Below are 23,824 nucleotides of genomic sequence, written 5' to 3'. Positions count from 1 at the left end.
CCATGGCCAGTTACCAGTACATCTACGTTGTAACGCCATCTTAATAACTTATTGATATTTAATGAAAAAATTATATAAAACTGCATACACAGAACATACACAGGTCTTGTAAGTCAACCACTTATCTGGTAAAAATACACAGAAGATACACAGATTTGGCGGGCATCGTGTCGTTTATGCGGGACACTGTTGAACTGAAACCTGGGTTGGTCATATTTCGGCGAACCGACGTGAAACATGTCCGCTGGTACTGCCGCCAGAGGATACCTGAACTGGGTCGTTACAAGACCACATCCCTCAAAGTTTCCACCGAACACGAAGCGAGAGATCTTGCGCTTAAACTTGATGCCGAAACAAGGTTGAAGATAACCCACGATATCCCTGTTTTTGACAGGAAGTTTAGCGACGTTGCTCAAGAGTTTTTGGTATTCCAGAAACAGCGAATTAAATCGCCTGAGGCGAGGGGAAACCAGCGATCAGCGGGGATCTCGCATCATCGTTGGCGTGTGATGGCGAGTCACATCAAAACGCAACTAAGCAAATATGTTGGAGACAAAAATATATCTTCTATTTCATTTGATGATTGGAACGGATACGAACCTTGGCGACATAGAAATGGCAAGGGTGTTCGCGGAGGAAGTGTGAGCGATGGCACAATCCGAGATGAATCTCAAACTTTCCGAGCGATTATGCGGTTCGCGGCGGAAAAACGATATGTTTCAGGGGTTGATATATCTCGCTGGAAACTGATCGTTGGAAAGGCGCAACGCGAAGAGTTTTCTTCTGCAGAATATAACAAACTCCACCGCCATGTGAACGCATCCGCTAAGAAAGCGAAAAAAGCGTCTGAACGGTGGTGTCGTCAGGTCATCTACAATTTTATTCTCATCATGGTGAACACGGGGTTGCGAAGGACTGAAGCGGCAAATCTTAGGTGGAAAGATATTGCTCTGAAAACCGACCGCTCTAATGAGCGCAAGTATGTTGTGATGTCGGTCTGGGGAAAAAACAAACGACGGAACGCTGTGGCAACTGAGAAGACATGGTCGTATTTCCAGAGAATCCGCGAGATCAGCAACGCCGCTGCCCCGGACGATTATATCTTCACCACAATCTCAGGCGCTCGCAGCAAAACGTTATATGGAAGAACCATTAGGAAGATGATGGTTGACGCTGGAGTTTTGTATTCTTCGTCGGGAAAACCAAGGTCAACCTACTCGTTCCGGCATACTTATGCGGTGAACGCATTAGCACGAGGAGTTGATGTGTATATGTTGTCGGAACAAATGGGAACAAGCGTCCAAATGATTCAGGACCATTACGGTCACGTTGACGCCGTGAAAAATCGGGATCAGATTCTCAAGGGCATAATTGATTGGGATGTGTCAGATCAACTCACTCGTTGAACTGCGAATTCATAGCAATGCGGGCAACTGGAATGTCTATGGCGAAAATCGCCAACCATCTTGGAATAAGTTCTGGTGCCGTTTGCCATGTAATAAATAAAAAAAGAAATGATATTTCAAAATAAGGCACAAAATGACAATAAAATGTAGGTTATTTTTTGATCTCTCAAAACTTCTTTTTTATAAATAGTATTACAGAGAGGAAAAAAATGGCACTATATTCATTTAGAGGAAATCAGAAATTTCAAAACAATAAATCCATTCAACAGGTACAGCGGCAACACCTAATTGATGGAAATGGCACACATTTCATTACATTCACATTCGGCACATTAATCAACGCGCAGGGTGTATCCACGCCATTTAATCGTACTGATACGACATTTGCAAGTGAACTAATCGGTGAATGGACTTGGCGAATGGACCGACGATTCTTGGGGGGAAAAGCATCATCAAAGCCCTTCACTCAAAGAATGCGTTTTGTTGCTGTACCAGAAATCACCGGCGAAAATGGCGATACTGTCCCCCTCCATTACCATGCAATCTACAAGGTTGATTGCCAGCATTGGGATCTCCTTGAAAGCAAAGGTAATGACGTATGGAACAAGTTGATGATTGAAAATACTGGATCACCCGCAAGAGCATATGGAAACAAAGGATTAGAAATAAGGAGGATATCGAGTGTTAAACCAATTCATTACTCCATTAAGCAGGGAGGTAAGGAGTGGAACTGGAATAATATCATTGATCATTCACAATTCCACCCAAACAAATTACCAATTTAAAAACATTTCGGTGCATAATACTGAAAGAACCTGCGGCATCGCCCAGTTGATTAATAATATCAAGAAACACAACAACAACTTTATACGAGGTGTAAAGGATTTTTGTATATAAAACATTAATGATAATATAAACAATAACAAATAGGTAACAAATTATGAATAAATCACAAGAAACAATATTAATATTTCTTAACCATATAACAAATCCATATTCTATTATTCATGAACCGGAATATGATATAGTTTATACATATTTAGAAAACCAATTAATAAACTTATGTTTACAGGAATTATCAAATGCTGACCAAGACCACTAAACCGACCAGCAAGTCTCAATTGATTTCATCGTTACATCAGACCCAGGTGGATGCTGTGGAGGTTAAAGAAGTTCAATCAAAAAAGAATATTAAAAACATCATCAAGGATATTCAGGTGTTCTATGGTTCAGGATCAAAACCGGTATCGGTGGTTTTCCTGAAAGGGAGATCCTGATGTTGTCATTCAAGGAGTATCTGGAGATCACTGGTTACGAGTCAGGTCACCTGGAATTGGATGAATCGCGAATGGGTAAATCCAATTGGGTGAAATCTGTTGCCATTGGGTTGCAGGTGAGAATCAGGAACCAACTCAAGGCAATCAAATCCGCCAAAACGGTTGATGAGAAATTAGACCGCATGGGCGACCTGATGTTGTCGGTATCCTATTTGTCCACCTTGTCCATCGCAACGGACCTTGGGGACAAATCAATTATGAAAGGGAAAAAGAGATGAGTAGATTTACGGAGTTTATGGTGTTTCGGTGTGAACCGTTTTTGAGGGAGGAACTGGACAGGACTGCTGATGCGATGAATATGAGTTCATCCGCAGCAATGAGAATTGCTCTTCAGTCGTTCATACGGAAGCACATCAACAAGGTGGAAGCGATGCGGTGGGATAAGGTCGCGATTACTACAGTTTATGCCGAAGTTTCATGTAACCACATTTGATGTGCAGGCGAGGAGGTGCGTCACCTACGCCGCTCACCACATAGCATCCTTATCCACCATTGCCGCATCCAACTTCGTCATGTGCTTACGAACGAACGATTGAAGAGCAACCCTCATCGCTGCCGATGAACTCATATTCATAGCATCAGCAGTCCTATCCAATTCCTCCCTCAAAATTGGATCACACCGAAAAATCATCGTTTCACTGAATCTACTCATCTCATCTTCCCTTTCATGATCGTCTTGTCACCAAGATCCGTGGCGATGGACAAGGTGGACAAATAGGATACCGACAACATCAATTCCCCCATGCGATCCAGTTTCTCATCAACGGTCTTGGCAGATTTGATTGCCTTGGATTGGTTCCTGATTCTCACCTGTAACCCAAGAGCAACCGATTTCACCCAATTGGACTTGCCCATTCGTGATTCATCCAATTCCAGTTCACTTGGTTCATATCCCGTGATGTCCAGATACTCCTTGAACGACAACATCAGGACCTGCCTTTCAGGAAAACCACCGAAACGGGTTTGGAACCTAATCCATAGAACACCTGAAGATCCTTGATGATAGTAACTGGGGCAAAAGTCCGGGCGGCGGCGGCCGACGGACTCACAATTGGTTGAATCGGCCACTGTTTCATGATTCTGTGGGGCATGGTCAAGCCACGCCCAGATATTGATGCGTTTTCACCGTTGGTGCTCAAGCCGCTGGCTCTGGGGCTGCTGGAAGAGAATGCCCGGCTGTCGTCGGAGAATGCGGCGTTGCGCGAGGAGATCGCGCGCTTGAAAGGACTGAAGGGCAAGCCGGACATCAAGCCACCATCGACGCCGTCCGGGATGGACAAGGCGACGGACAAGCGGTCGCGGCGAGAGAAGCGGCGGCGCGGGCCGAAGGCGCCGTCGGCGCCGGTCGAGGAGCGGATCGTCGTCGCCACCGCCATTCCGCCGGGGTCGCGGTTCAAGGGCTACGAAGACTTCACCATCCAGGACCTGAAGATCGAGCCGCGGGTCGTGCGCTATCGCCGCGAGCGCTGGCTGACGCCGGACGGGCGCACGGTGCTGGCGCCGCTGCCGGCCGGGATCGGCGACCACTTCGGCCCCGAGATCAAGCGCTTCATCCTCGCCCAATACCACCAGGGTCAGACCGCGGTGCCACGCCTGGTCGAGTTGTTGCAGATGCTCGGTGTGGACATCTCCAAGCGGCAGGTGGTGCGCATCCTGACCGATGCCAACGACGCCTTCGTCGCCGAGGCCCGCGACGTGCTGCGGGCGGGCCTCACGCACGGCGGCTGGATCTCGGTGGACGACACCGGCGCCCGTCACCAGGGCAAGAACGGCGTCTGCACCCAGATCGGCAACGACGCCTTCACCTTCTTCGCCACCACCGGATCGAAGAGCCGGGCCAACTTCCTCGGCCTGCTGCGTGCCGGCCACGGCGACTATGTCCTCAACGACCAGGCTTTCGCCTACATGCGCCATCGTCGCCTTGCCGGTTCGGTCATCGCCACCCTGGCGGGGCACCCGGTGCGCCGCTTCGCCGACCACGCCGCGTGGCAGGCCCACCTCGGTGCGCTGGGCATCGCTGCCCTCAAGGTCCATCCCGCCCCGGTGACGATCGCCACCGAGGGTGCCTTGTGGGGCGCCGTCACTGCCCACGGCTTCCTCGACGGCACTGTGATCGTCTCCGACGATGCCGGCCAGTTCAATGTCGGCGAGCACGCCCTATGCTGGGTCCACGCCGAGCGGCTGGTCCACAAGCTCGACACCTTCACCGAGGCGGCCCGCGCCGCCAAGGAGAAGGTTCGTGGCCTGATCTGGTGGTTCTACGCCGACCTCAAAGCCTACCGCGCCGCCCCGGCCCCGCGCCGCAAGGCCGAACTGAAGACCCGTTTCGACCGCCTCTTCCGACGGCGCACCGGCTTCGCCACGCTGGACCGCCTGCTCGCTCGCCTTCACGCCAACAAGACCGAACTGCTGCGCGTCCTCGACCGGCCGGAAATCCCGCTCCACACCAACGGATCGGAAAACGACATCCGCTGCCAAGTCATCCGCCGCAAGGTCAGCGGCACCACCCGCAGCGACCCCGGACGTGACTGCCGCGACGCCTTCCTCGGCCTCGCCAAGACCTGCCGCAAACTCGGTATTTCGTTCTGGGACTTCCTCGAAACCCGCCTCGGCGCGGCCGTCGCTACGCCGGTGCCGCTCCTCCCGGAATTGGTCGCTGCCCGCTGCGGCGCCTGACCGCCCGGACTTTTGCCCCAGTTACTGATGATATTCTTAATGTCCTGTTTTGATTGAACTTCTTTAACCTCCACAGCATCCACCTGGGTCTGATGTAACGATGAAATCAATTGAGACTTGCTGGTTGGTTTAGTGGTTTTGGTCATCATCTGATAATTCCTGTAAACATAAATTAATTAATAGGTTATGGATATATATATAAACTGGTTCATATTCAGGTTCTTGGATAATGGAATATGGATTGGTTAAGTGATTGATTAGTTCTAGTATCAGTTTTTGTTTCATTTATTATTCCTTTCTTATTGTTACCATTCAACAACTCACTCCGTTCGTTGTTATGCTTCGCATAATCTAATATTAAAATATCAGGTAAAAGAAGTATTTTATGTGAGGCATAAAATGAATCAGTTACCATAATGTAATAGTAATATTTGAAACTCGTAGGGGAGACACACTTTACCTATCCGAGGTAAAATGTATCTCCCAAAGCACTTGAAACTTCGCTTTTTCAACACAGTCTGTTTGAGAAACCTTTTTACAGGAAAGGGGGGTCACCCTATCTCCTTTTACTCTCCGCTTTATAGCGACGGTCACTTCCAGGTGCGAACAGACCCACAGTCCTGGAGGTGCGAGGGTTGTGGTTCTTCACATTGCCCTCATCCACACGATAATCTTTTCCGACCATTCCGTGCTTGGGTCGTTCCCCCATCAGATTCTTATGAATCCTGTATGAGTCGCATCCACCTCTAAATCGATCCGATGGGTGATAATCTGTCTATATCGCCATATAGATTAACTCGTCTCATGGTCAGCGGACCCATCGTTGAAGTGGCGACTTAATATCCCCGTCGGGCAACTGCGTCCTTCCCCAGGATCATAACCTCATGAGCGAGCGATCATCGAAAGATCGATAATGCGAAAATGAATGCTCCTTGCCACCGCTTGGTTCGATGGATTTTTCACAGTGCCCTACCTGCCAGTACCAAGGGGTTGTGGGAATATTGTGGCAATTCCTTACCAAGCATCAAATGCTTCCAAGTTGTCGAGACCCAGAATAATTATTATAATGGGTCCAGTGATACTATTTATAATACAATGTTATGCATGTTCTTGTTTTTCGCACATTTTCTTGATTTTTTTGGTAACTTTTTATTTCTATTTGTTACAATTATTCATTAACCACACGACAAACCACACCAGAACTTATTCCAAGATGGTTGGCGATTTTCGCCATAGACATTCCAGTTGCTCGCATTGCCTTGATATCGTGTTTCGTATTTTCACTCAGTGGCGGACGACCAAGACGGACACCATTGGATTTCGCGCGATCTAATCCACTCTTCACTCGCTCACGGATGATAGACCGTTCAAACTCTGCGAAGACGCCGCACATTTGAAACATTGCCTTGCCTGATGGGGTTGTGGTGTCAATTGCCTGCTGCTGGAGATACAAGTCCACTCCCACCGAATGAAGTTCGTCCAAGAACCCAACAAGATGCTGTAGCGAACGCCCCAGACGGTCCACGGACCAGGACATCACCAAATCAAATCGCCGACGAACTGCAGATTTCATCAAGGCATCAAATTGGGGGCGTTTGTCCCGTCCCTGGGCACCAGATATTCCATCGTCAATGAATTCGCCAACGACTTCCCATCCGTTCCTGTCGGCAATATCACGCAGTTCACGGATTTGGTTGTCGGTGGTTTGATGGTCGGTGGAAACTCTGGCATATATGGCAACTCGTTTCGTCACAGCAGTACCTCTTTGAAAATCGTTACTAACCATTGGCAACAGCAGGCAGGGGTGCCTCTATCATTTTCGTTCATATAACCAATGTTTTTTCATATATGAAATTCGGGGTCCAGGAATCGCAGTTTTCTGCGGGTTTCAGAACCACGATTTCATAGGGGTTTTATGAATGGTATAGTTTCTCACTTTTTCGAAAGGAGGGAAGAATGCCGGGCAGAAATCCACCGTGGTCTAGGGACGAACTTATTGTCACTTTGGATTTCTATCTCCGATATACGCCAACAATACCCAGCAAAACTTCAACTGAAATTGCGGAGTTGAGCAATTTCCTCAACCTTCTCCAAACCAAAATCGGCGGTGACCTTCCCGACAAGTTCCGAAATACCAATGGGGTTTATATGAAACTGATGAATTTTCGTCGGTTTGACCCTGACTATGATGGCGCGGGTCTTCAGCGAGGTAACAAGGACGAAGAAGTTGTCTGGAACCTCTATTCGGGTGATCCTGACGCATTACGCAAGGTCACAGACACGATCCGTTCGTTCATTTCATCTGATACCTTTATCCCTCCAAAAGAGGTTATTTCAGATGACGAGGAAGAAGGGGAAGAAGGTCAGATACTGACAAGGACCCACCGCTACCGTGAACGGGATACCAAACTTGTCAAACGGAAGAAGAGTCGAATTCTCCAAGAACAAGAATCACTATCATGCGAAATCTGTGGATTTAACTTTGGAAAAGTGTATGGGGAACACGGTGAAGGGTTCATAGAATGCCATCACACCAAACCCGTGTCCGAACTAGGAGTTGGCGAGAGGACGAAGATTTCCGATTTGGCGCTGGTCTGCTCCAATTGCCATCGAATGATACATCGGAAAAGACCTTGGTTATCAATTGGGGAGTTGAAAGGGAAAATGACGGGCGAATAACCTATTAGAACCCCACAAAAATTGGACCCGAAAATTTCATATATGAAATTTCTATCACTCTGATCAGCACTCTAATTCCTGCTAGCGACTGAACCAGTAATGTAACCCCTCGTTGAGCACCGCTATTCTGCAACATGAGGGTTACCTTTCATATGGTTTCGATGTCAGGTTCAAACCGTCGTCAAAACCGGTAACCCTCGCCTCCTTCAAGAGAGCGATGTCAGATTAGATCGGAACTACTTCATTTCAGTGTTCAAACTAACCTATTTCTTAAATCTAATCAACTTTCTTCTTTTCATCCTCCCCTACATAAAAAAATCAGAAAATGCGAAGCAAAATATTATTTATTTACAAAATTTATGACTCGTATCCATTACTATCCATTATAGGATATTCTTATTATGTGTTAAATAACTACGTAAAAAAATAAATATTGTATCTCTACATATGACAAATTTCACTGATGGTAATTTGAAGATAAACCACGATTTTTATCGTGGTTTATCTTCAATTTGATGAGCTATTCAGGTGGGAATGGCTTCGTGGCAAAACCCCTGCCCAATGCCATATCCCCAGCAGCATTGACCGCTGTTACATCAAACTTGTACCTGTGAGAACCTGAAGGAGGACACGGTCCTTTGTAAGAGAAAGCGCCTTCTGGGATAATTCCACTTCCTGTGTAGGCAACATCTCCGCCACCGTGATAGTATGTAGGAACATCCAAATCAGTCATTTTAAACTTCAGGGCTGCGGTACCTTCCGGAACCCCTGTGATGTTGAATGCAGGAGGAGTAGTGGAACACCTATGTTTGGACATCCACGTGAAATCCACCCCCAACGCTGAGAGGTTGTCCGCATCTTTTAGCGTTTGACAACCTCCAAGCACAAATGCAGACAGCAAAGCAATAGTGGTAATGCGTTTCACCCTGTTCACCTTTCTCCCTGATAGATAAAAATACCTACCTTCACGACAAATTTTACATCAAAATGCGGAGCGCTGTCTCATATAATCCGTATGAATATGGGTCCCAATCATATCCATGCCATCCGGTTGTTGCATAACCTAGTGTGCTTCTAAAAAATAAAACATCCACAGTTTGATCGGAGTACGTTGGACCATCAAGCATACGTGAAGAACCGTCAGCGGTATTGGAATAAAATACATCGTACATAATAGAGAAAAGGTTTTCCACTTCAGAGTTAGTGGCGTGTCTCCACCCTGAATGAACTTCAACCGCTTGATAATATGCCAATCCTGCGGTTTGGTCTAAGTCTAGCCAGTCCAGACCAGATTCCGTATCTGTGGTATACTATTCGTTGACAATGATATCAGCAAGTGTTGCGCTACCAAACCCAGCAACGCCGATACCAACCGCCGTCAAACCTGCTGCAAGCTTTCTTGACATCGTCATCACTGGAGCCCCCCATTGCGCAAATGCGATTCTACCGAGAAATTACCAGTGCAACTGAAAGCAAGATCCGTTCCACTCTCGCGGGAAATTCAATTTATTTTATTGAATCAACATATTGTATACAATTATCCGTTGCGACCCTCTCGCATTCAGGTAGTGATTGTAAAGAATTTAGACACTTTATTTTCGATATTTAATACCAATTTGTTGCAAACTGCCATTTTTCCACAACCAAACTGTAAGGAATTGTGACTCCAGTGTGTTTGGAATCTCTTTGTTATACGTGTAATGCAGGGTTTGGAGCGTTTGTGATTCTTGTGCTAATAACCCCAAAAATCACCTCTTGAAATTCTCCGTTTGCAAGTTCATCATATTTACAGAAAATACACAGATGACTTTTCTCAGAAAAACATGAATGGAAACAATTGGATGGCATCGTATCAGTACATCTACGTGATGAAGAACCTCTCCAAGATCTTTCCCGGCGGGCGGGAGATCCTCAAGGGGCTCAGTCTGTCGTTCCTGCCCGGGGCCAAGATCGGGGTGCTCGGCGTCAACGGGGCCGGCAAGTCGACGGTGCTCAAGATCATGGCCGGGATCGACCACGACTACGGCGGCGAGGCCTGGGTCGCCGACGGGGCGACGGTGGGCTATCTGGCGCAGGAGCCGCACCTGGACCCGGACCTGGACGTGCAGGGCAATGTCACCGCCGGTCTCGGCGCGGTCAAGGAATGGGTGGATCGCTACAATGAAATCTCCATGGCCTTTGCCGAACCGATGGACGACGACCAGATGAACGCCCTGCTGGCCGAACAGGGCGATTTGCAGGAAAAGATCGACGCCGCCGACGGTTGGGAATTGGAACGAACGGTCGAAATCGCCATGGACGCCCTGCGCTGTCCGCCCGGGGATGCGGATGTGTCGGTGCTGTCGGGTGGCGAAAAACGCCGGGTGGCGTTGGCCCGGCTTTTGCTGTCCAAGCCCGACCTGTTGCTGCTCGACGAACCGACCAACCATCTGGATGCCGAGTCGGTGGCCTGGCTGGAAAAGCACCTGCATCAGTACGAAGGCACCGTGGTGGCGATCACCCACGACCGCTATTTCCTCGACAATGTGGCAGGCTGGATTCTGGAACTGGATCGCGGGCGCGGCATTCCCTACGAGGGCAATTACTCCTCCTGGCTCGAACAGAAACAGAAGCGCCTCCAGCAAGAAGAGAAAGAGGAATCGGCCCGTCAGCGCACCCTGTCCCACGAATTGGAATGGATCCGGCAAGGGGCCAAGGCCCGTCAGGCCAAGAGCAAGGCGCGTATTTCCGCCTACGAGGATCTGCTCAATCAGGATATGGGCGACAAGATCAGCCACGCGCAGATTGTCATCCCGCCCGGTCCGCGACTGGGCAATCTGGTCATCGAGGCCGAGGGGCTGACCAAGGGTTTCGGCGACCGGCTGCTGTTCGAGGACATGTCCTTCCGTCTGCCGCCGGGCGGCATCGTCGGGGTGATCGGCCCCAACGGGGCGGGCAAGACGACCCTGTTCAAGCTGCTGACCGGCCAGGAACAGCCCGACGCCGGAACCCTGAAAATCGGTGAAACGGTGGTCATGGGCTACGTGGACCAGTCCCGCGACGCCTTGAAGGCCGACGCCACTGTGTGGCAGGAAATCACCGACGGCCTGGACGAGATCGAACTGGGCAAGCGGACCATGCAGTCCCGCGCCTATGTCTCACAGTTCAATTTCAAGGGGGCGGATCAGCAAAAGAAAGTCGGCCAGCTTTCGGGCGGCGAGCGCAACCGGGTGCATCTGGCCAAGATGCTGCGTTCCGGGGCCAACCTGCTGCTGCTCGATGAACCGACCAACGATCTGGACGTGGAAACCCTGCGCGCCCTGGAAGACGCCTTGTTGGAATTCGCCGGCTGCGCGGTGGTGATCAGCCACGACCGCTGGTTCCTCGACCGCATCGCCACCCATATCCTGTCCTTCGAAGGCGACAGCCACGCCGAATGGTTCGAGGGCAATTTCGAGGCCTACGAGGAAGACAAGAAACGCCGCCTGGGCGACGACGCCATCGAGCCGCACCGAATCAAGTACAAGCCGTTGAGGCGCTGAGGGGGATTCCTGAAGCTTCCAGGAAGCTCGCGGTTATTCTGTCATGGGCAGGGTAAACAGGAATGTACTGCCCTTGCCCATCGCGCTTTCCACCCAGATGCGACCCTTGTGCTGGTCGACGATGCGACGGCAGGCCGCCAATCCGAGTCCCGTGCCTGGATAGACGTCCCCATGGTGCAGGCGTTTGAAAATATCGAATATGATATCGTAATGCTGAGGATCGATGCCGATCCCGTCATCGGCAACGGAAACTGTCCAGGTTGACTCACTTTTTTGCGCCCGCACCGTGATGTGGGGGGAGCAATCCGGCCGGCGATATTTGATGGCGTTGCCCATCAGGTTTTGCATCAGATTGGTCAATTGGAGCTTGTCACCCTGCACGACCGGCAGGCTCTGAATGTCGAATTCAGCCGCCGCCTCAGCGGCCGCCTCCGCGAGATTGGCGCGAGCTTCCGCCACAATTTGGTTGAGGTCGCACTTTTCGAAGCGTAGGTCATTCCTTGGAACCTTGGAGTAGGCGAGTAAATCTCGAACAAGGTCACTCATTCGGGTGGCCCCCTGAATGATGAAGTCAAGATATTCCTTCCCCACGTCATCCAGGGAATCTCGGTATTTATGTTCCAGCAATTGAGAAAATGACACGACGGACCGCAGCGGTTCCTGCAAGTCGTGGGAAGCGACATAGGCAAAACGTTCCAATTCCGTATTGGAGCGCGTCAGTTCATCGATCGCCGTCTGAAGGTGTTGTTCCGCCTGTTTCATCAGTGTGATGTCCTGGACGGTGCCGGAGACCTGGGTGACCTTGCCCTGCCCATTTATTTTCGACTCACCCCGTTCCCGAATGAATTTGAGGCTTCCATCGTGCAGTAGTAACCGATATTCGATGGTATAGGGCTCGGTACCCGCCAGGGCCTGAGCGGTCCAGGACTCAAAAAAATCCCGATCCTCGGGGTGGATTTGTTGGTTGTATAACCCATAGGTCGGGATGACCGACGCGGGTTCCAGGTTTAAAATGCGGTAGAGTTGATCGGACCAGGCGACCTCATCGGCCTCGACATGCCATTCCCAGCTTCCCACCTGCGCGATGCGCTGCGCATCGTTGAGCCGTTGCGTTTCCGCCAAAAGGCTTGTTTGGGCTTTTTTGCGGTCGCTGATATCTGTGTGAGTGCCGACGACTCGGGTCGGCTTTCCATGGCTGTCATAATCCAGGATGGCGCGGGACAGAATGTCGACCCAATGGCCGTCTTTGTGCCGCATCTTGAATTCATTTTTGAAGTCCTCACGCCGACCTTCCAGGTAATCGGTAAGCATGTCCCAACTTATTTTCCGGTCACTCTCGTCGACCAAATTTTCCCAAACTGAAAGATCGTTTGGCAGTTCCTGTTCCTGATAGCCGAGCATGGACTTCCAGCGCGGCGAGTAATAGATTTCGTTGGTGGCAAGGTTCCAGTCGAACAGGCCATCATTGGCTCCGCGCATCGCCAGCTCGAATCGTTTCAAGGAGTCTTCCAGGTCCCTCTGCGTTCGCTTGAGCTCCGTAATGTCGGTGAAGGTGACGGCAAATTGCCTCTCGCCACTGCGAAAGGCGGTGACTTCAAAGTATTTATCAAAGACTTTGGTGTATTCCACGAATTGTGCCGTTTCACCGGTCGACACCACCCGGCCATACCGCTCGATCCAGGTCGGCTCGATATCGGCGAGAACTTCCCGCACCCGCTTGCCCACCACATCGTCATGCTTCAGGCCCGTCAGCGCTTCGAAAGCCGGGTTAACGTCCAGAAAGCGATAGTCGCAGGGCCTCCCTTCGTCATCCAGAAGGAGTTCGTGCAGCGCATAGCCGCTGACCATTTCATGGAACAAGATATCATATTTGGTTTGGCTGGCGCGCAGACGGGTGGAGAACTCTTTCTGCGCCGATATGTCTTCTCCACGTCCAATGAACTCGACCGCCCGTCCGGAATCATCAAAGCGGATGGCCGTGTCGGTCCAGCGCATTCGGCGCACGCGACCGTCTTTCTTGAGGATGTCATGGTCCTGGGTTGATACGGGACTTTCACGGGACAAGGCCTGGAAGTGAGCCTGCACCTCCGTCCATTGATGCTGGGGAATCAAAAGCAACAAATTTGTGCCGGTCAACGCTTCCGGAGTCGACCCGAAATAATCAGCATAGGCTTTATTCACATAAAGCAACGTGCCATCAACCAGGGCATGGACGATCAAATTGGGTTCATTTTCGACAATGGTTTTAAAGATGCTCGGCTGCTCGTCCAATGATCACTCCCAGCATGACGAGGTGTTGGGTAATCACCCATTACAGCAATATCTTATCGTATTTCAGGGGGGTGATCCATGAATTTAAATACTTCTTTTTGGTGTGATTGGCGACTTCAAACCGCGTTGACGCCCCACCCCGTCCCCCCGGATCAACGATTATATTCACCTTCCGGTCGGAGCCTGTTACTGTAGGGGCCTGCTCTTTGGCGTGACCGGATTGGAAAGCCGTGACTGTTCAGGTATCCCCCTCCAAGTTGAAAATGGACCTTGCCGATCATTTCCTGGAATGCACCAAGCTGGGGCGCTATTTGACGGTGTTCGACGGCAGCCGTTTTGTCATCACGGACGACTTCGGCAAGGGGCGCAAAATTCAATCGGTCGCCACCGCCATGGCCGCCATCTGCTCCAAGGATACGCTGGTCGCCCAGGCGGCCATCGTGCCGCTGGCCCGCATGGCCGATCAGGTCGGCGGTCAGTCCAAGGGGCGCTTCGAAGAGCTGTTCGACCTGATCGAGCGGGAAGCGACAAGCCCCGAGGTCAAGGAGAATGCCAACCTGATGCTCCAATCGGGCTTCCGACTGGCCCGCATCAAATCCCTCGAAGCCGAACTGGGGGGCAAGATCACCCCGGCCCGCAAACGCTATTTCCAGTTCCTGGTCATCGTGCGCCAGGTCACCGAAGGCAAGGTCTCGGCGCCGACCTTCCGCGATGAATTCCTGGAGTTCACCCGCGCCGTGGCGGGGCGGCTGGATTTCGGCATCTACAGCTTCTGTCTGGATCGGATTTTTGCCAATGGCCTGATCCCCCTCGCGATCAAGCGGCTTATCGTGGACGAACTGCTCAAGTACCCGCCGTTGATCCGCCGCGAATTGCTGACCAACATCCTGGTGACCAACGCCAAACAGGCGGAACTGGGGGCCTATGTGCGGTCCGCGGTGGAGGCGGGGTTGACCCCACAGGCGGCGACGGAGATTCGTCTGCTGGAACAGGTCAAACAGTCGCAGCTTTCGTTGCGGCAGATCGAGAAGCTGCTGGTTCGAAATTGAGTTCAGCCCGCGCGCATCGTAAGTCATGCAAATTTCATTGAGTCTCCAATGGGCTACCGTTAGAGTTCCCGTGGCCCCGGGGTCCCCCGGGAAGTTTCAGATGGAGAGTAACCGATGAAAGTCCGTGACATCCTGAACATCAACGCCGTCCGCATTCTCAGCGGATCAACCATGGCCCAGGCGGCGGAACTGGCCGCCATGTCCAATGCCTCGGGTTTGTTCGTGGTCGATGCCGAAAATTCGTTCGTCGGGGTGCTGTCCGAGGGCGACATGATGCGGGCCGTGCTGCCGCAAATGAGCGATGTGTACGCGGCCGGGGGCAGTCTGGGCGACTCTTATGACATCTTCGGCGAAAAAGGGGCGCAACTGGCGTCGGAAAAGATTGATGACCACCTGATTTCCGACCCGATCAGCCTGAGCCCCGACGATACCGTCCTCAAGGCCGCCTCGATCATGGCCATGAAGCATATGCGCCGTCTGCCGGTGCTCAAGGACGGCAAGCTGGTGGGCACGGTGTCCCGCGGAGACATTTGCAAGGCGGTCCTCAAGTAGTCCGCCGGGGCGTCCTGGGGAATCAGGCGCGAGATGGGGCGTTACTTGACCCCGACGCAGCGGATCTTGTCGCCCGACTGGCGGATCTGGATTTCATAGGACGCCGGAATGGTGCCGCGGCAAACCCCGGTGCGGGTCTGCGGGCCGTCCAGGGCGGTCACCACGAACTTGAGATTGGAAAAAGCATCGCCGCCGCGATTGCAGTTGGCCTTTTTCCAATCGCAACATTCCATGACACCCGGAGAGACATCCTTTTTGAACTTCCCGCCATCAATGACGCTGACCTTGACCGGCGTGCCGGTCCCGTTGTTGATGCACAAGGCCGAAGCCGGTTGGGAAAAGCTCAGGGCAACCACGGTTGCGGCCAACGCGATGAGGGAGTTTCGCAGGATCATCATCATCTCCAAGTAGGGTGCCCATTTGCATCCTGGATAGCATGTTCCCAACATAGGTCAAGCAAACAATGCGCCTAAAAACAGAAAAGCGGCACCCCGAGGGGTACCGCTTTCCGTAGGTGTAAAGTGAACCCGTTACGGGGTCACGACGACCTCAACGCGACGGTTGGCGCCTTCCATGACTTCATCCTTGGTCTGGACGGCAAGCTTGCTTTCACCGTAGGCGTTGATGATCACGCCACCCTTGACCTTGCCGTTGAGTGCGGCGGCCACATTGTCGGCACGCTTCTGGGCCAGCATGTTGTTGTAGCTGGACGGGCCCATGGTGTCGGTGTGACCGGAAATGTCCACCGACGCGGCGTTGATCTCCTTGAAGTAGGAGACGATCTTGTCGACGATCGACATGCCGGTCGTATCCACATTGGCCTTGTTGAAGCCGAAATAGACGATGAAGGTCTTCGGCTGGGCCATCGGGGCGGGTTCGGCCATCGGCATCGGCTTCGGCTCAAGATCCTTCATGGCGGCATAGAAGCCGTCGCGGCAAGCGGCGATATCTTCCGGCTGGAAGTTCTCTTCCTGCTCCTGCATCCAGCAGTCGAACATGGCCTGGGCGCGGGCTGCGGCGGCGGGAGCGGAGGTCTTGCCCGCAGGCAGGGCGCTCATGAGGTCGACCCGGGCGGTCGTCAGTTCACCCACCTTGTCGTCGGGCAGGCCCCGCTCGGGGATCATCTGCGGCTGCACGTCAGCTCCGGAAGCGGCGGCGCGGCCCTTGTTGTTGAAGTAGGCGGAATCGGACCAGTCGTCTTCGGCCCGTTCCGCGTCTGCCAGATTGGCGTATTCCATCTTCAGGGCATCGGCGAATTCGGTGCCGCCCTTCATGGCTTTGGTTCCGTCAATATCCCAGTTCGACGCGCAGGCGGCCATGAAGGCCATAGCGGTGACGGGAAGGATTACTTTAGCAAGGGTTTTCATATTGCCCACCTCTCGGTTTATGCCAGTTGAAGCTTGGTGTGATATGGGGAGAATCCCCAAGAATTGAATAGGTCTTAAGGAAATAAGGCTGTTGGCGCTATTTCGCAGCGTCTCCGGTCGTTTGCAGGGCTACGGTATCTCCGGTAATGATGAAGGTGACTGTACCATCGGCGGCGTTGTAGGTCCATTTTTCAACGGGACCCATCTTGCCGAGGTCGTCCGGTTTTCCAAAAAGGGATTCGAGCTGTTGACGGGTCTCAATGGAGCGCGCTTTTTCGACCATTTCCTGTTTGGTCGGGTCGCCGCAGGCGGCCACGGAAAGCAGCATCCCTCCGGCGATTAATCCGTTTATCCATTTCCGCATGAAAACTCTCCCGAAACAGCCGGAGGGCGACTCACGGCTCACTGCTTTTGTTGACTGGACTATGAACGAAACCCTCGACGATTCCAATGGTTAAAGTGACTTTGGCATGGCGGGATATAAAGGAAACCCCGGGTTGTCTCTTGAATTTCTTTTAGGCTGAGGCGTAAATGGGTGTCCTCGGTTCATCGCCACAAGGAGAGACCCATGCCTACGCCGCGCCCTTTGTTGCATCTTGTTTTCGGTGGTGAGGTCCGGGACCCCTCCGAAAATATTTTCATCGATTCCGATAACTTGGACATCGTCGGCATCTTTCCCAGCCATGACGCGGCCCTGAAAGCCTGGCGGGCGGCCAGTCAGGCCCGGGTCGATGAAGCCCATACCAAATACGTGATCGTTCATCTCCATCGGCTGGTCGATCCCGATCATCCGGAAGCGACGGGCAAGGAAAACCCGTAAGAGAATCCTCGTGCGGCAGCGTAAAGATCCCAACGCACGGCTTCATGAGAAATAAAACGATAATATTCCGCCCTGATCCCGTCGGGAATCACACCCGTTTGAGGTGCGACAGCAGATCCCGGTTATCCCAGGCGGGCTGCTTTTCCTCCAGAATCACCGCGTGGGAGGCGATACCCGGCTGGTGCGCCGGGTCGGAGGTGACGATGATCTGAATCCAGCGCGGGACCAGTTCGTTGTTCAGGTCGTGCAAAATGGTCACCGCCGCCTGTTCCAGATTGTCCCAGGACATGGTCGAAATTTCATGCAAATAGGTGGAGAACGTCTGCGTCTCGGCAATTCGCCGGTCGGGCACATAGCGAATGGCCACTCGGGCATTGGCGAAAAAGGCCAAGTCGCCTGACAGGTCGATGACGTAATCGAGCCGGGAATCCGGATTGTTGATCGACTGCAACAGGGCGCGGCGTTGACTGGTTTCCATATCGTGATCTTAGACGGGCCGGACCCTACACGTCCAGTCCCAGCGCACGGGGGTCCACGGCATGTCGGGCCTCCGAGGGCGGTTCGACGAATCCGCCGCCGATCTGGAAACTGATGCCGCCGATGAAACCGGTGATTTCCGAGGAGTCCCGGAACAGCTCACGGATATGGTCGCGTACCTCTGCGGCCAGCGGCGAAACGGTGCGCAGAATGAGATCGAACCGGCGGTCGCCGGGTCGGACCAGACCATCCATTTGCAGGCGTCCCATGCGGCTCAGGTCCACATCAATGATGAACCGGGTTTCCTCCTGGGTGTCCCGGCCCTCCTTCGGGTCGTCTTCGGACGGATGATCCCGCACCATCAGACGGATCTGGGACAGCTCCTGTCCATCGAACATCGGCAGGCCATAGAGCCGCCAGTCCGCAGAAGGGGAGGGCGCGGCGGCGCGGCCCATGGTCTTGACGTCGTCGCCCAGGCGGTCGAGCAGGTCCGGGCGGCGGGCGGCCAGCGCCCGGCTGGCATCGCCGCCCAGCCAGGCCCGCACATCGCCGCCGCGCAGGGCCGACATGAAAAACAGCAGTTGCGCCCCCAACTGGGCCGTTGGCTTGGGCAATATGCCGTCGAGGAAGCGTTGCGCCGCCGCCGGGTCCATTTGTTGCAGACTGGCCAGGGTCTCCTTGAGCGCCGGCCATTCACGGCCCAGCGGATCAATCGGCAGGGGTGCCGTGTCGCCGCTGCGGACCGGAGGAGAAGTCAGCGGCGCGGTCTCCAACAGGACCTGAGTCCCCTGGGGCAGGGCAATGCGGGTTTGCAGGGCCAGGGGACCGGCCTTGGTCTCGACCACCGGCTGGCCGATGGCGCTGTTGCCGAGTATCGTCCCGGCGAGCACCACGTGACCGGGAGCGGGCGTGGCCGGGGGCAGCGGCGTATTGGGCGGCGCGGTGGCGAGGATGCGGACCTGAATCTGCGTGCCCGGGGTCAGGCTAGGACCGGAGGCGGGCGGCGACGCGGCGGAGGGGGCGGGTGTGGCAGGCGGAGGCGAGGCGGCTTGCGGCACCCGCGCGCCGGGAAACAGCGGCCCCGGCGCCGGGCCGGTTGCCGGTTGCGGGGCACTGGTCGCGCCGGGAGTCGGGGCCGCCGTGGTCGGTGCCCCGCCGGTCGGTGCCGGGACCGGTGCCGAAGCCGGGGTCGGGGCGAAGGCGGGGCGCAGCACGGTGGCCAGGATGGCCTCCCCGCGGGCCACCACCACCGGACCGGAAAACGGCGACGCTCCGGCCGCGCCCGCCGTTGGCGATCCACCGGGCTGCGGAGCGAAAAGGGGCGGGCCGGACGCCGAGGGCTTTCCCTGGGCCAGTTGCGCCAGCAGGGCCGGGGTGGCCGGCTTGCCGTTGACGCTGACCAGTCGCAACAGCACCTGCGGGTGCAGGGTGTCGAGGGCGAGGGTGAGTTGCGCCCCAGGCGGCAGCGGCCATGCGGCGGGGACCTGCACCGACCCACCGGGGGTCTGAATTTGCAGCAATGGTCCCGAAGCCGTGGTGGGCAACTCGGCCTTGGGCAGATTGAACGCCTGCAACAAGGTGCCGATGGGCAGTTTCAGCAAGGCCGGGGGCGGCAGGGGCAGGGTCAGCGGCGGCAGGGGGGGCAGCGGCGGCGGCGGCGGGCCAGAGGTCGGCGGCGGCACGGCGGTGCTCATGGGGCCTATCCCAGCAGATTGTTGACGATGTTCTCCACGTCCTGGGCCGCCTCGCAATGGGGGAAGCGGGTCAACAACGGGGACTGCGCGCGGATGGTATCGCGGACCTTGTTATCGCGTCGGATGACTCCGGCCAGGGGCGGCGAAATCTTGAGGAAACCTTCGCAGGCCTTGAGCAGGGTGTTGTAGGTCCGCTCCCCTTCCTTGCGCGAGTTGGCCATGTTGACGACGACCTTGATGTTGGTCGCCGGGCGTTCCATGTGCAGCACCTTGATGAAGGCATAGGCATCGGTGAGCGAGGTTGGCTCGTCGGTGCTGACCACCAGACAGGTGCCCGCCAGTTCGGCCATCTGACGCACCGTGCGTTCGACCCCGGCTCCCAGGTCCATGACCACCCAGTCATAGCTGGTGGCCAGACTGCGCAGGTCGTCGGTGAGGATTTGCAGGCGGCTGGCCGGGATATTGGCCAGACTGCCCGAACCGGAGCGACCGGCGATGATGTCGAGGCCCGTCTCCTCGTGATGCTGGGTGGCCTGGGCCAATGCCATGCGCCCGGAAATGACATTGCCCAGGTCATGCAGGGGCATCAATCCCAGTTGGATATCCACATTGGCCAGCCCCAGATCCCCATCGAACAGCAGGGAGTGATAGTCGCGCACGGCCAGGGCATGGGTCAGGGTGATGGCGAACCAGGTCTTGCCCACACCACCCTTGCCCGAGGCCACGGCGATCAGATTCTTGCTGCGGGCCGGAGGCACCATGTGCGGGAGATTGGAACTTGCTGTGTTCATGAGACGCTCGCGATCATCGGACCATGGTCCTGGGTAGCGTGAAATTGGGGGACGATCAACCGGGCCAATGCCACCGGAGTGACGGCGCTCAGTCCGTCGTCGGCCCGGGGGGTGGTGCTGAGGTTGGAAAATTTCAGGCCGCCGCCATGGGTGGAGGTCAGCAGACTGCCCAGGCGGCGGGTCATGTCGAGGCGGGTGAACAAGGCCCGTTCACAGCCCAATCGGGCAAAGGCGGCGGCCATGTCAGCCGCCTCCAGGGCATCGCCCCCGGCCCCCAGGACCAGGGTCGGGGCGGTATCGGTGGCGCGAATCAAAGCCATCAGCCGTTCCATATCCCCGTCACCATAGGGATTACTGCCCGGTGTGTCGATAATCACCCCCGATCCCGGCGGCGCGTCGGTCAACATGGTCCGCAGCGCCTCGGGGGTATCGGCGAGATTCACGTCGAGACCCAAATCTCCGACCAGGGCCTGAAGGTGCGCCGGGCCGCCGGGGCGTCGGGTGTCGGTACTGACGATCAATGCCGGGGGGGCCGTGGGGGCGACCCGGGCCGCCAGCTTGGCAGCGGTCAGGGTTTTGCCGGAGCCCGGAGGACCGATCAGCATGATCCGATGCGGAGGGGCCGCGCCGAGGGGGTCGGGCAGGGGATCGAACTCGAAAAACCGGTCCAGCGCGGCGGCCAGGGTCCCCACGATGTCGGTGCCTTCCCGATGGGCCAGACCGCGCAGCAGGCGTTCGGTCAACGGTGTCGGCACATCGTGAAACCTCAGAGCCTGTCGCAGGGTCTCCGGCACATCAACCGGTTCCGGTTCCGCCGCGAAGGGGGGTTCGTCCTCGAAATCGGCCATTTCCAGGGCCGCAGTCAGGCGCACGGTGCCCTCGTCGGGGCTTTTTTGCGTCGCCACGATGATCGCCTGTTCGCCCAACTCCCGGCGGACCAGTTCCATGGCCTCGGCGGTGGTGGGAGCGGTGAAGGTTTTCAGGCGCAAGGATCAGGCCTCATGTCTAAATCTGGCCGACGGTTTTGATGCGGGCCTTGGGGTGGATCTCGTTTTGCGACACCACCGGCGTCATGGAGCGGAAACGCTCGACGATGGAGCGTACGAAGGGCCGATTGCTGGGGCTGGTCAGCAGCACCGGCATCTCGCCCATCATCGCCTGACGCTCGAAGATATCGCGCAACTGGGTGATAAATTCCTGAAGCTGGCTGGGGGCCATGGCCAGTTGCTTGTCGTCGCCGGTGCCGACCAGATTGTCGGAAAAGGCCTGTTCCCATTTGGGCGACAGGGTGATCAGCGACAGCACCCCATCGTCATCCACATAGGTATCGCTGATCTGCCGGGACAGCCGGGAGCGCACATGCTCGGTGATCAGCAGGATGTTGCGGGTATAGCCGCAGGCCTCGGAAATGCCTTCCAGAATGGTCGGCAGATCGCGGATGGAAATGCGCTCGTTGAGCAGATTTTGCAGCACCCGCTGAATGCCGCCGACGGAAATCTGCGACGGCACCATGTCGGAGACCAGTTTCTGATGGTCCTTGTCCATTTCATCCATCAGCTTCTGGGTCTCGGCATAGGACAGCAGTTCGGGCATGTTGTCCTTGATGACCTCGGTCAGATGGGTGGTCACCACGGTGGACGGATCGACCACCGTATAGCCACGGAACAGGGATTCCTCGCGATGGGTCGCCTCGACCCACATGGCGGGCAGGCCGAAGGTCGGTTCCTTGGTCTGTTCGCCGGGCAGGGTCAGTTCCTCGCCGCGCGGGTCCATGACCAACAACATGTTGGGGCGCAGGTCGCCGCGTCCGGCCTCGATCTCCTTGACCCGGATGACGTAGGTGTTGGCCGGGAGCTGCATGTTGTCCTGAATGCGCACGCTGGGCATGATGAACCCCATGTCCTGGGCGATCTGCCGCCGCAGGGCCTTGATCTGGTCTGTGATGCGCTGTCCTTCGGTGCCGGTGTTGATCAACCCAAGCAGACCGTAGCCCAGTTCCAATCGCAAGTAGTCGATCTTCAGGGCATTGGAGATGGGCTCCTCGGACGGCGCGGAGGCGGCCTCGATGCGTTCCCGTTCCGAAGCGATGCGGGCGGCTTCCGTCTTGCGCAACTGGCTACGGCGAATGTACCAGGCGGACACCCCGGCAATGGCCGACAGGGTGAGGAACGGTCCGGCGGGCATGGCGGTCAACAGGCCCAGGGCGGCGAGCAGGGCGGAGACCATGCCGAGCGCCCGGGGCTGCGAGCCCAACTGCGTGAACAGGGCCTTTTCCGTCGCTCCAGAGAGACCGGCCTTGGTCACCACCATACCGGCGGCGGTGGAGACGATGAGCGCCGGAATTTGCGACACCAGTCCGTCACCGACGGTCAGCCGGGTGTAGGAATCGGCGGCCTCGGCCCAACTCAGGTCCATCTGCGCGACACCGATGATCATGCCGCCGATGACATTGATGGCGGTGATCAGCAGTCCGGCCACCGCATCGCCGCGTACGAACTTGGCGGCACCATCCATGGAGCCGAAGAAGTTGGCCTCGTCCTCCACTTCCTTGCGGCGGCGACGGGATTCCTCTTCGTCGATGATGCCCGAAGACAGGTCGGCGTCGATGGCCATCTGCTTGCCCGGCATGCCGTCCAGGGTGAAGCGCGCCGCCACTTCGGCGATACGCCCGGAACCTTTGGTGATGACGATAAAGTTCACGATCACCAGAATGCCGAACACAATGATGCCGATGACGAAATTGCCCTGCATGACAAAGCCGCCAAAGGCCTCGATCACCGCTCCGGCGGCGGCGGTTCCTTCGTGCCCATTGGCGAGAATCAGACGTGTCGAGGCCAGATTCAGGGCCAGCCGAATCATCGTCGCGAGCAGCAATACCGTGGGAAAGGCGCTGAATTCCAATGGCTTCTCAATAAACAGAGAGGTCATCAGAATGAGCACGGAAAAGGTGATTGAAAAGGCCAGGGCAACATCCAGCAGCCAGCGCGGCATGGGCAGGATCAGCACCGCCAAAATGGTGGTGACCCCCAGGGCCAACATGATGTCGCCGCGCTTGGTGGCGGCGGTGAGAAATTTCTGCGTTGCCCGAAGAAAGTCGCCACCCCCGCCCCCCTCGGACGTGGGGGGTCCGCTTTTGGTGGGAACCGGAGGGGTGGCGTTGGGCTCGGCCATGGGTCAGAATCCG

General features: G+C 55.3%; 22 protein-coding genes. 10 read left to right on the top strand and 12 right to left on the bottom strand.

The features are described from left to right. Nucleotides 1-155 precede the first annotated feature (155 nt). The 4 genes from ACYQ1P_RS17500 (at nucleotide 156) to ACYQ1P_RS17485 (ending at nucleotide 2,961) form a co-directional block, all read left to right on the top strand. Nucleotides 156-1,406, top strand: a complete 1,251-nt coding sequence (locus ACYQ1P_RS17500; RefSeq protein WP_460021627.1) for a tyrosine-type recombinase/integrase — start codon at nucleotides 156-158, stop codon at nucleotides 1,404-1,406. Nucleotides 1,407-1,615: 209 nt separating this feature from the next. Next, nucleotides 1,616-2,191, top strand: coding sequence for a hypothetical protein (locus tag ACYQ1P_RS17495; protein WP_460021626.1), 576 nt, complete (start codon nucleotides 1,616-1,618; stop codon nucleotides 2,189-2,191). A gap of 297 nt (nucleotides 2,192-2,488) precedes the next feature. After that, nucleotides 2,489-2,683, top strand: coding sequence for a hypothetical protein (locus ACYQ1P_RS17490; protein ID WP_460021625.1), 195 nt, complete (start codon nucleotides 2,489-2,491; stop codon nucleotides 2,681-2,683). Beyond that, the gene (locus tag ACYQ1P_RS17485) at nucleotides 2,683-2,961 is read left to right on the top strand and encodes a hypothetical protein (protein ID WP_460021624.1); all 279 of its coding nucleotides are present in this window, start codon (nucleotides 2,683-2,685) and stop codon (nucleotides 2,959-2,961) included. The genes ACYQ1P_RS17490 and ACYQ1P_RS17485 overlap by 1 nt, the downstream gene beginning before the upstream one ends. A gap of 430 nt (nucleotides 2,962-3,391) precedes the next feature. Here the strand turns inward: ACYQ1P_RS17485 and ACYQ1P_RS17475 are convergent, their stop codons facing one another. Continuing rightward, nucleotides 3,392-3,811, bottom strand: coding sequence for a hypothetical protein (locus ACYQ1P_RS17475; RefSeq protein ID WP_460021623.1), 420 nt, complete (start codon nucleotides 3,809-3,811; stop codon nucleotides 3,392-3,394). Between the two features lie 6 nt (nucleotides 3,812-3,817). On the opposite strand from ACYQ1P_RS17475, the gene ACYQ1P_RS17470 reads away from it, so the two are divergent. Beyond that, a complete protein-coding gene (locus ACYQ1P_RS17470; RefSeq protein WP_460021622.1) occupies nucleotides 3,818-5,419 on the top strand; it encodes an IS66 family transposase in 1,602 nt (533 codons plus the stop codon). A gap of 1,168 nt (nucleotides 5,420-6,587) precedes the next feature. Here the strand turns inward: ACYQ1P_RS17470 and ACYQ1P_RS17465 are convergent. Further along, nucleotides 6,588-7,172, bottom strand: coding sequence for a recombinase family protein (locus ACYQ1P_RS17465; protein WP_460021621.1), 585 nt, complete (start codon nucleotides 7,170-7,172; stop codon nucleotides 6,588-6,590). 203 nt (nucleotides 7,173-7,375) lie between these two features. Between ACYQ1P_RS17465 and ACYQ1P_RS17460 the strand changes: the two genes are divergently transcribed. Continuing rightward, nucleotides 7,376-8,098, top strand: coding sequence for an HNH endonuclease (locus ACYQ1P_RS17460; protein ID WP_460021620.1), 723 nt, complete (start codon nucleotides 7,376-7,378; stop codon nucleotides 8,096-8,098). 520 nt (nucleotides 8,099-8,618) lie between these two features. Here the strand turns inward: ACYQ1P_RS17460 and ACYQ1P_RS17455 are convergent. After that, nucleotides 8,619-9,023, bottom strand: coding sequence for a YbhB/YbcL family Raf kinase inhibitor-like protein (locus ACYQ1P_RS17455; RefSeq protein WP_460021619.1), 405 nt, complete (start codon nucleotides 9,021-9,023; stop codon nucleotides 8,619-8,621). Nucleotides 9,024-9,939: 916 nt separating this feature from the next. On the opposite strand from ACYQ1P_RS17455, the gene ettA reads away from it, so the two are divergent. Beyond that, on the top strand, nucleotides 9,940-11,619 hold the full coding sequence (gene ettA, locus ACYQ1P_RS17450) for an energy-dependent translational throttle protein EttA (RefSeq protein ID WP_460021618.1): 1,680 nt from the start codon (nucleotides 9,940-9,942) through the stop codon (nucleotides 11,617-11,619). A gap of 33 nt (nucleotides 11,620-11,652) precedes the next feature. Here the strand turns inward: ettA and ACYQ1P_RS17445 are convergent, their stop codons facing one another. Next, nucleotides 11,653-13,890, bottom strand: a complete 2,238-nt coding sequence (locus tag ACYQ1P_RS17445) for a PAS domain-containing sensor histidine kinase (RefSeq protein ID WP_460021617.1) — start codon at nucleotides 13,888-13,890, stop codon at nucleotides 11,653-11,655. 230 nt (nucleotides 13,891-14,120) lie between these two features. On the opposite strand from ACYQ1P_RS17445, the gene ACYQ1P_RS17440 reads away from it, so the two are divergent. Continuing rightward, entirely contained in the window at nucleotides 14,121-14,939 is an 819-nt protein-coding gene (locus ACYQ1P_RS17440; RefSeq protein WP_460021616.1) for a hypothetical protein, read from the top strand. Nucleotides 14,940-15,053: 114 nt separating this feature from the next. Beyond that, nucleotides 15,054-15,491: a CBS domain-containing protein gene (locus tag ACYQ1P_RS17435; protein WP_460021615.1), complete on the top strand. Its 438-nt coding sequence runs from the start codon at nucleotides 15,054-15,056 to the stop codon at nucleotides 15,489-15,491. A gap of 41 nt (nucleotides 15,492-15,532) precedes the next feature. On the opposite strand, the gene ACYQ1P_RS17430 is transcribed toward ACYQ1P_RS17435, so the two are convergent. The 3 genes from ACYQ1P_RS17430 to ACYQ1P_RS17420 form a co-directional block, all read right to left on the bottom strand. Beyond that, the gene (locus tag ACYQ1P_RS17430; protein WP_460021614.1) at nucleotides 15,533-15,886 is read right to left on the bottom strand and encodes a hypothetical protein; all 354 of its coding nucleotides are present in this window, start codon (nucleotides 15,884-15,886) and stop codon (nucleotides 15,533-15,535) included. A 135-nt stretch (nucleotides 15,887-16,021) separates the two neighbouring features. Further along, nucleotides 16,022-16,858 (bottom strand): OmpA family protein, encoded by an 837-nt coding sequence (locus ACYQ1P_RS17425; RefSeq protein WP_460021613.1) that lies wholly within the window; start codon nucleotides 16,856-16,858, stop codon nucleotides 16,022-16,024. A gap of 97 nt (nucleotides 16,859-16,955) precedes the next feature. Then, the gene (locus tag ACYQ1P_RS17420; protein WP_460021612.1) at nucleotides 16,956-17,222 is read right to left on the bottom strand and encodes a hypothetical protein; all 267 of its coding nucleotides are present in this window, start codon (nucleotides 17,220-17,222) and stop codon (nucleotides 16,956-16,958) included. A 204-nt stretch (nucleotides 17,223-17,426) separates the two neighbouring features. Between ACYQ1P_RS17420 and ACYQ1P_RS17415 the strand changes: the two genes are divergently transcribed. Continuing rightward, nucleotides 17,427-17,678, top strand: coding sequence for a DUF4170 domain-containing protein (locus tag ACYQ1P_RS17415; RefSeq protein ID WP_460021611.1), 252 nt, complete (start codon nucleotides 17,427-17,429; stop codon nucleotides 17,676-17,678). Nucleotides 17,679-17,766: 88 nt separating this feature from the next. Here ACYQ1P_RS17415 and ACYQ1P_RS17410 read toward each other — a convergent pair whose 3' ends face one another. Genes ACYQ1P_RS17410 through flhA form a run of 5 tightly spaced genes read right to left on the bottom strand, consistent with a single transcriptional unit; the run spans nucleotide 17,767 to nucleotide 23,811 of the window. Next, nucleotides 17,767-18,156 carry a hypothetical protein gene (locus ACYQ1P_RS17410; protein ID WP_460021610.1) on the bottom strand — a complete coding sequence of 130 codons (390 nt, stop codon included), beginning with the start codon at nucleotides 18,154-18,156 and terminating at the stop codon, nucleotides 17,767-17,769. Nucleotides 18,157-18,181: 25 nt separating this feature from the next. Further along, nucleotides 18,182-19,849: a hypothetical protein gene (locus ACYQ1P_RS17405; RefSeq protein ID WP_460021609.1), complete on the bottom strand. Its 1,668-nt coding sequence runs from the start codon at nucleotides 19,847-19,849 to the stop codon at nucleotides 18,182-18,184. A gap of 5 nt (nucleotides 19,850-19,854) precedes the next feature. After that, nucleotides 19,855-20,640, bottom strand: a complete 786-nt coding sequence (locus ACYQ1P_RS17400) for a MinD/ParA family protein (protein WP_460021608.1) — start codon at nucleotides 20,638-20,640, stop codon at nucleotides 19,855-19,857. Continuing rightward, nucleotides 20,637-21,629 carry a flagellar biosynthesis protein FlhF gene (locus ACYQ1P_RS17395; RefSeq protein ID WP_460021607.1) on the bottom strand — a complete coding sequence of 331 codons (993 nt, stop codon included), beginning with the start codon at nucleotides 21,627-21,629 and terminating at the stop codon, nucleotides 20,637-20,639. Before ACYQ1P_RS17395 ends, ACYQ1P_RS17400 begins: the two co-directional genes overlap by 4 nt. Before the next feature lie 16 nt (nucleotides 21,630-21,645). Further along, nucleotides 21,646-23,811 carry a flagellar biosynthesis protein FlhA gene (gene flhA / locus ACYQ1P_RS17390; RefSeq protein ID WP_460021606.1) on the bottom strand — a complete coding sequence of 722 codons (2,166 nt, stop codon included), beginning with the start codon at nucleotides 23,809-23,811 and terminating at the stop codon, nucleotides 21,646-21,648. Between the last annotated feature and the right edge of the window lie 13 nt (nucleotides 23,812-23,824).

The sequence above is a fragment of the Magnetospira thiophila genome (assembly GCF_054657015.1).
This window is presented reverse-complemented; position numbering and strand designations above follow the sequence as displayed.

What these genes read in the sequence shown, in the direction of transcription:
- ACYQ1P_RS17495 (WP_460021626.1), top strand. Translation starts at nt 1,616, where the DNA reads ATGGCACTATATTCATTTAGAGGAAATCAGAAATTTCAAAACAATAAA.
- ACYQ1P_RS17490 (WP_460021625.1), top strand. Translation starts at nt 2,489, where the DNA reads ATGCTGACCAAGACCACTAAACCGACCAGCAAGTCTCAATTGATTTCA.
- ACYQ1P_RS17485 (WP_460021624.1), top strand. Translation starts at nt 2,683, where the DNA reads ATGTTGTCATTCAAGGAGTATCTGGAGATCACTGGTTACGAGTCAGGT.
- ACYQ1P_RS17470 (WP_460021622.1), top strand. Translation starts at nt 3,818, where the DNA reads ATGATTCTGTGGGGCATGGTCAAGCCACGCCCAGATATTGATGCGTTT.
- ACYQ1P_RS17460 (WP_460021620.1), top strand. Translation starts at nt 7,376, where the DNA reads ATGCCGGGCAGAAATCCACCGTGGTCTAGGGACGAACTTATTGTCACT.
- ettA (WP_460021618.1), top strand. Translation starts at nt 9,940, where the DNA reads ATGGCATCGTATCAGTACATCTACGTGATGAAGAACCTCTCCAAGATC.
- ACYQ1P_RS17435 (WP_460021615.1), top strand. Translation starts at nt 15,054, where the DNA reads ATGAAAGTCCGTGACATCCTGAACATCAACGCCGTCCGCATTCTCAGC.
- ACYQ1P_RS17430 (WP_460021614.1), bottom strand. Translation starts at nt 15,886, where the DNA reads ATGATCCTGCGAAACTCCCTCATCGCGTTGGCCGCAACCGTGGTTGCC.
- ACYQ1P_RS17425 (WP_460021613.1), bottom strand. Translation starts at nt 16,858, where the DNA reads ATGAAAACCCTTGCTAAAGTAATCCTTCCCGTCACCGCTATGGCCTTC.
- ACYQ1P_RS17420 (WP_460021612.1), bottom strand. Translation starts at nt 17,222, where the DNA reads ATGCGGAAATGGATAAACGGATTAATCGCCGGAGGGATGCTGCTTTCC.
- ACYQ1P_RS17415 (WP_460021611.1), top strand. Translation starts at nt 17,427, where the DNA reads ATGCCTACGCCGCGCCCTTTGTTGCATCTTGTTTTCGGTGGTGAGGTC.
- ACYQ1P_RS17410 (WP_460021610.1), bottom strand. Translation starts at nt 18,156, where the DNA reads ATGGAAACCAGTCAACGCCGCGCCCTGTTGCAGTCGATCAACAATCCG.
- ACYQ1P_RS17405 (WP_460021609.1), bottom strand. Translation starts at nt 19,849, where the DNA reads ATGAGCACCGCCGTGCCGCCGCCGACCTCTGGCCCGCCGCCGCCGCCG.
- ACYQ1P_RS17400 (WP_460021608.1), bottom strand. Translation starts at nt 20,640, where the DNA reads ATGAACACAGCAAGTTCCAATCTCCCGCACATGGTGCCTCCGGCCCGC.
- flhA (WP_460021606.1), bottom strand. Translation starts at nt 23,811, where the DNA reads ATGGCCGAGCCCAACGCCACCCCTCCGGTTCCCACCAAAAGCGGACCC.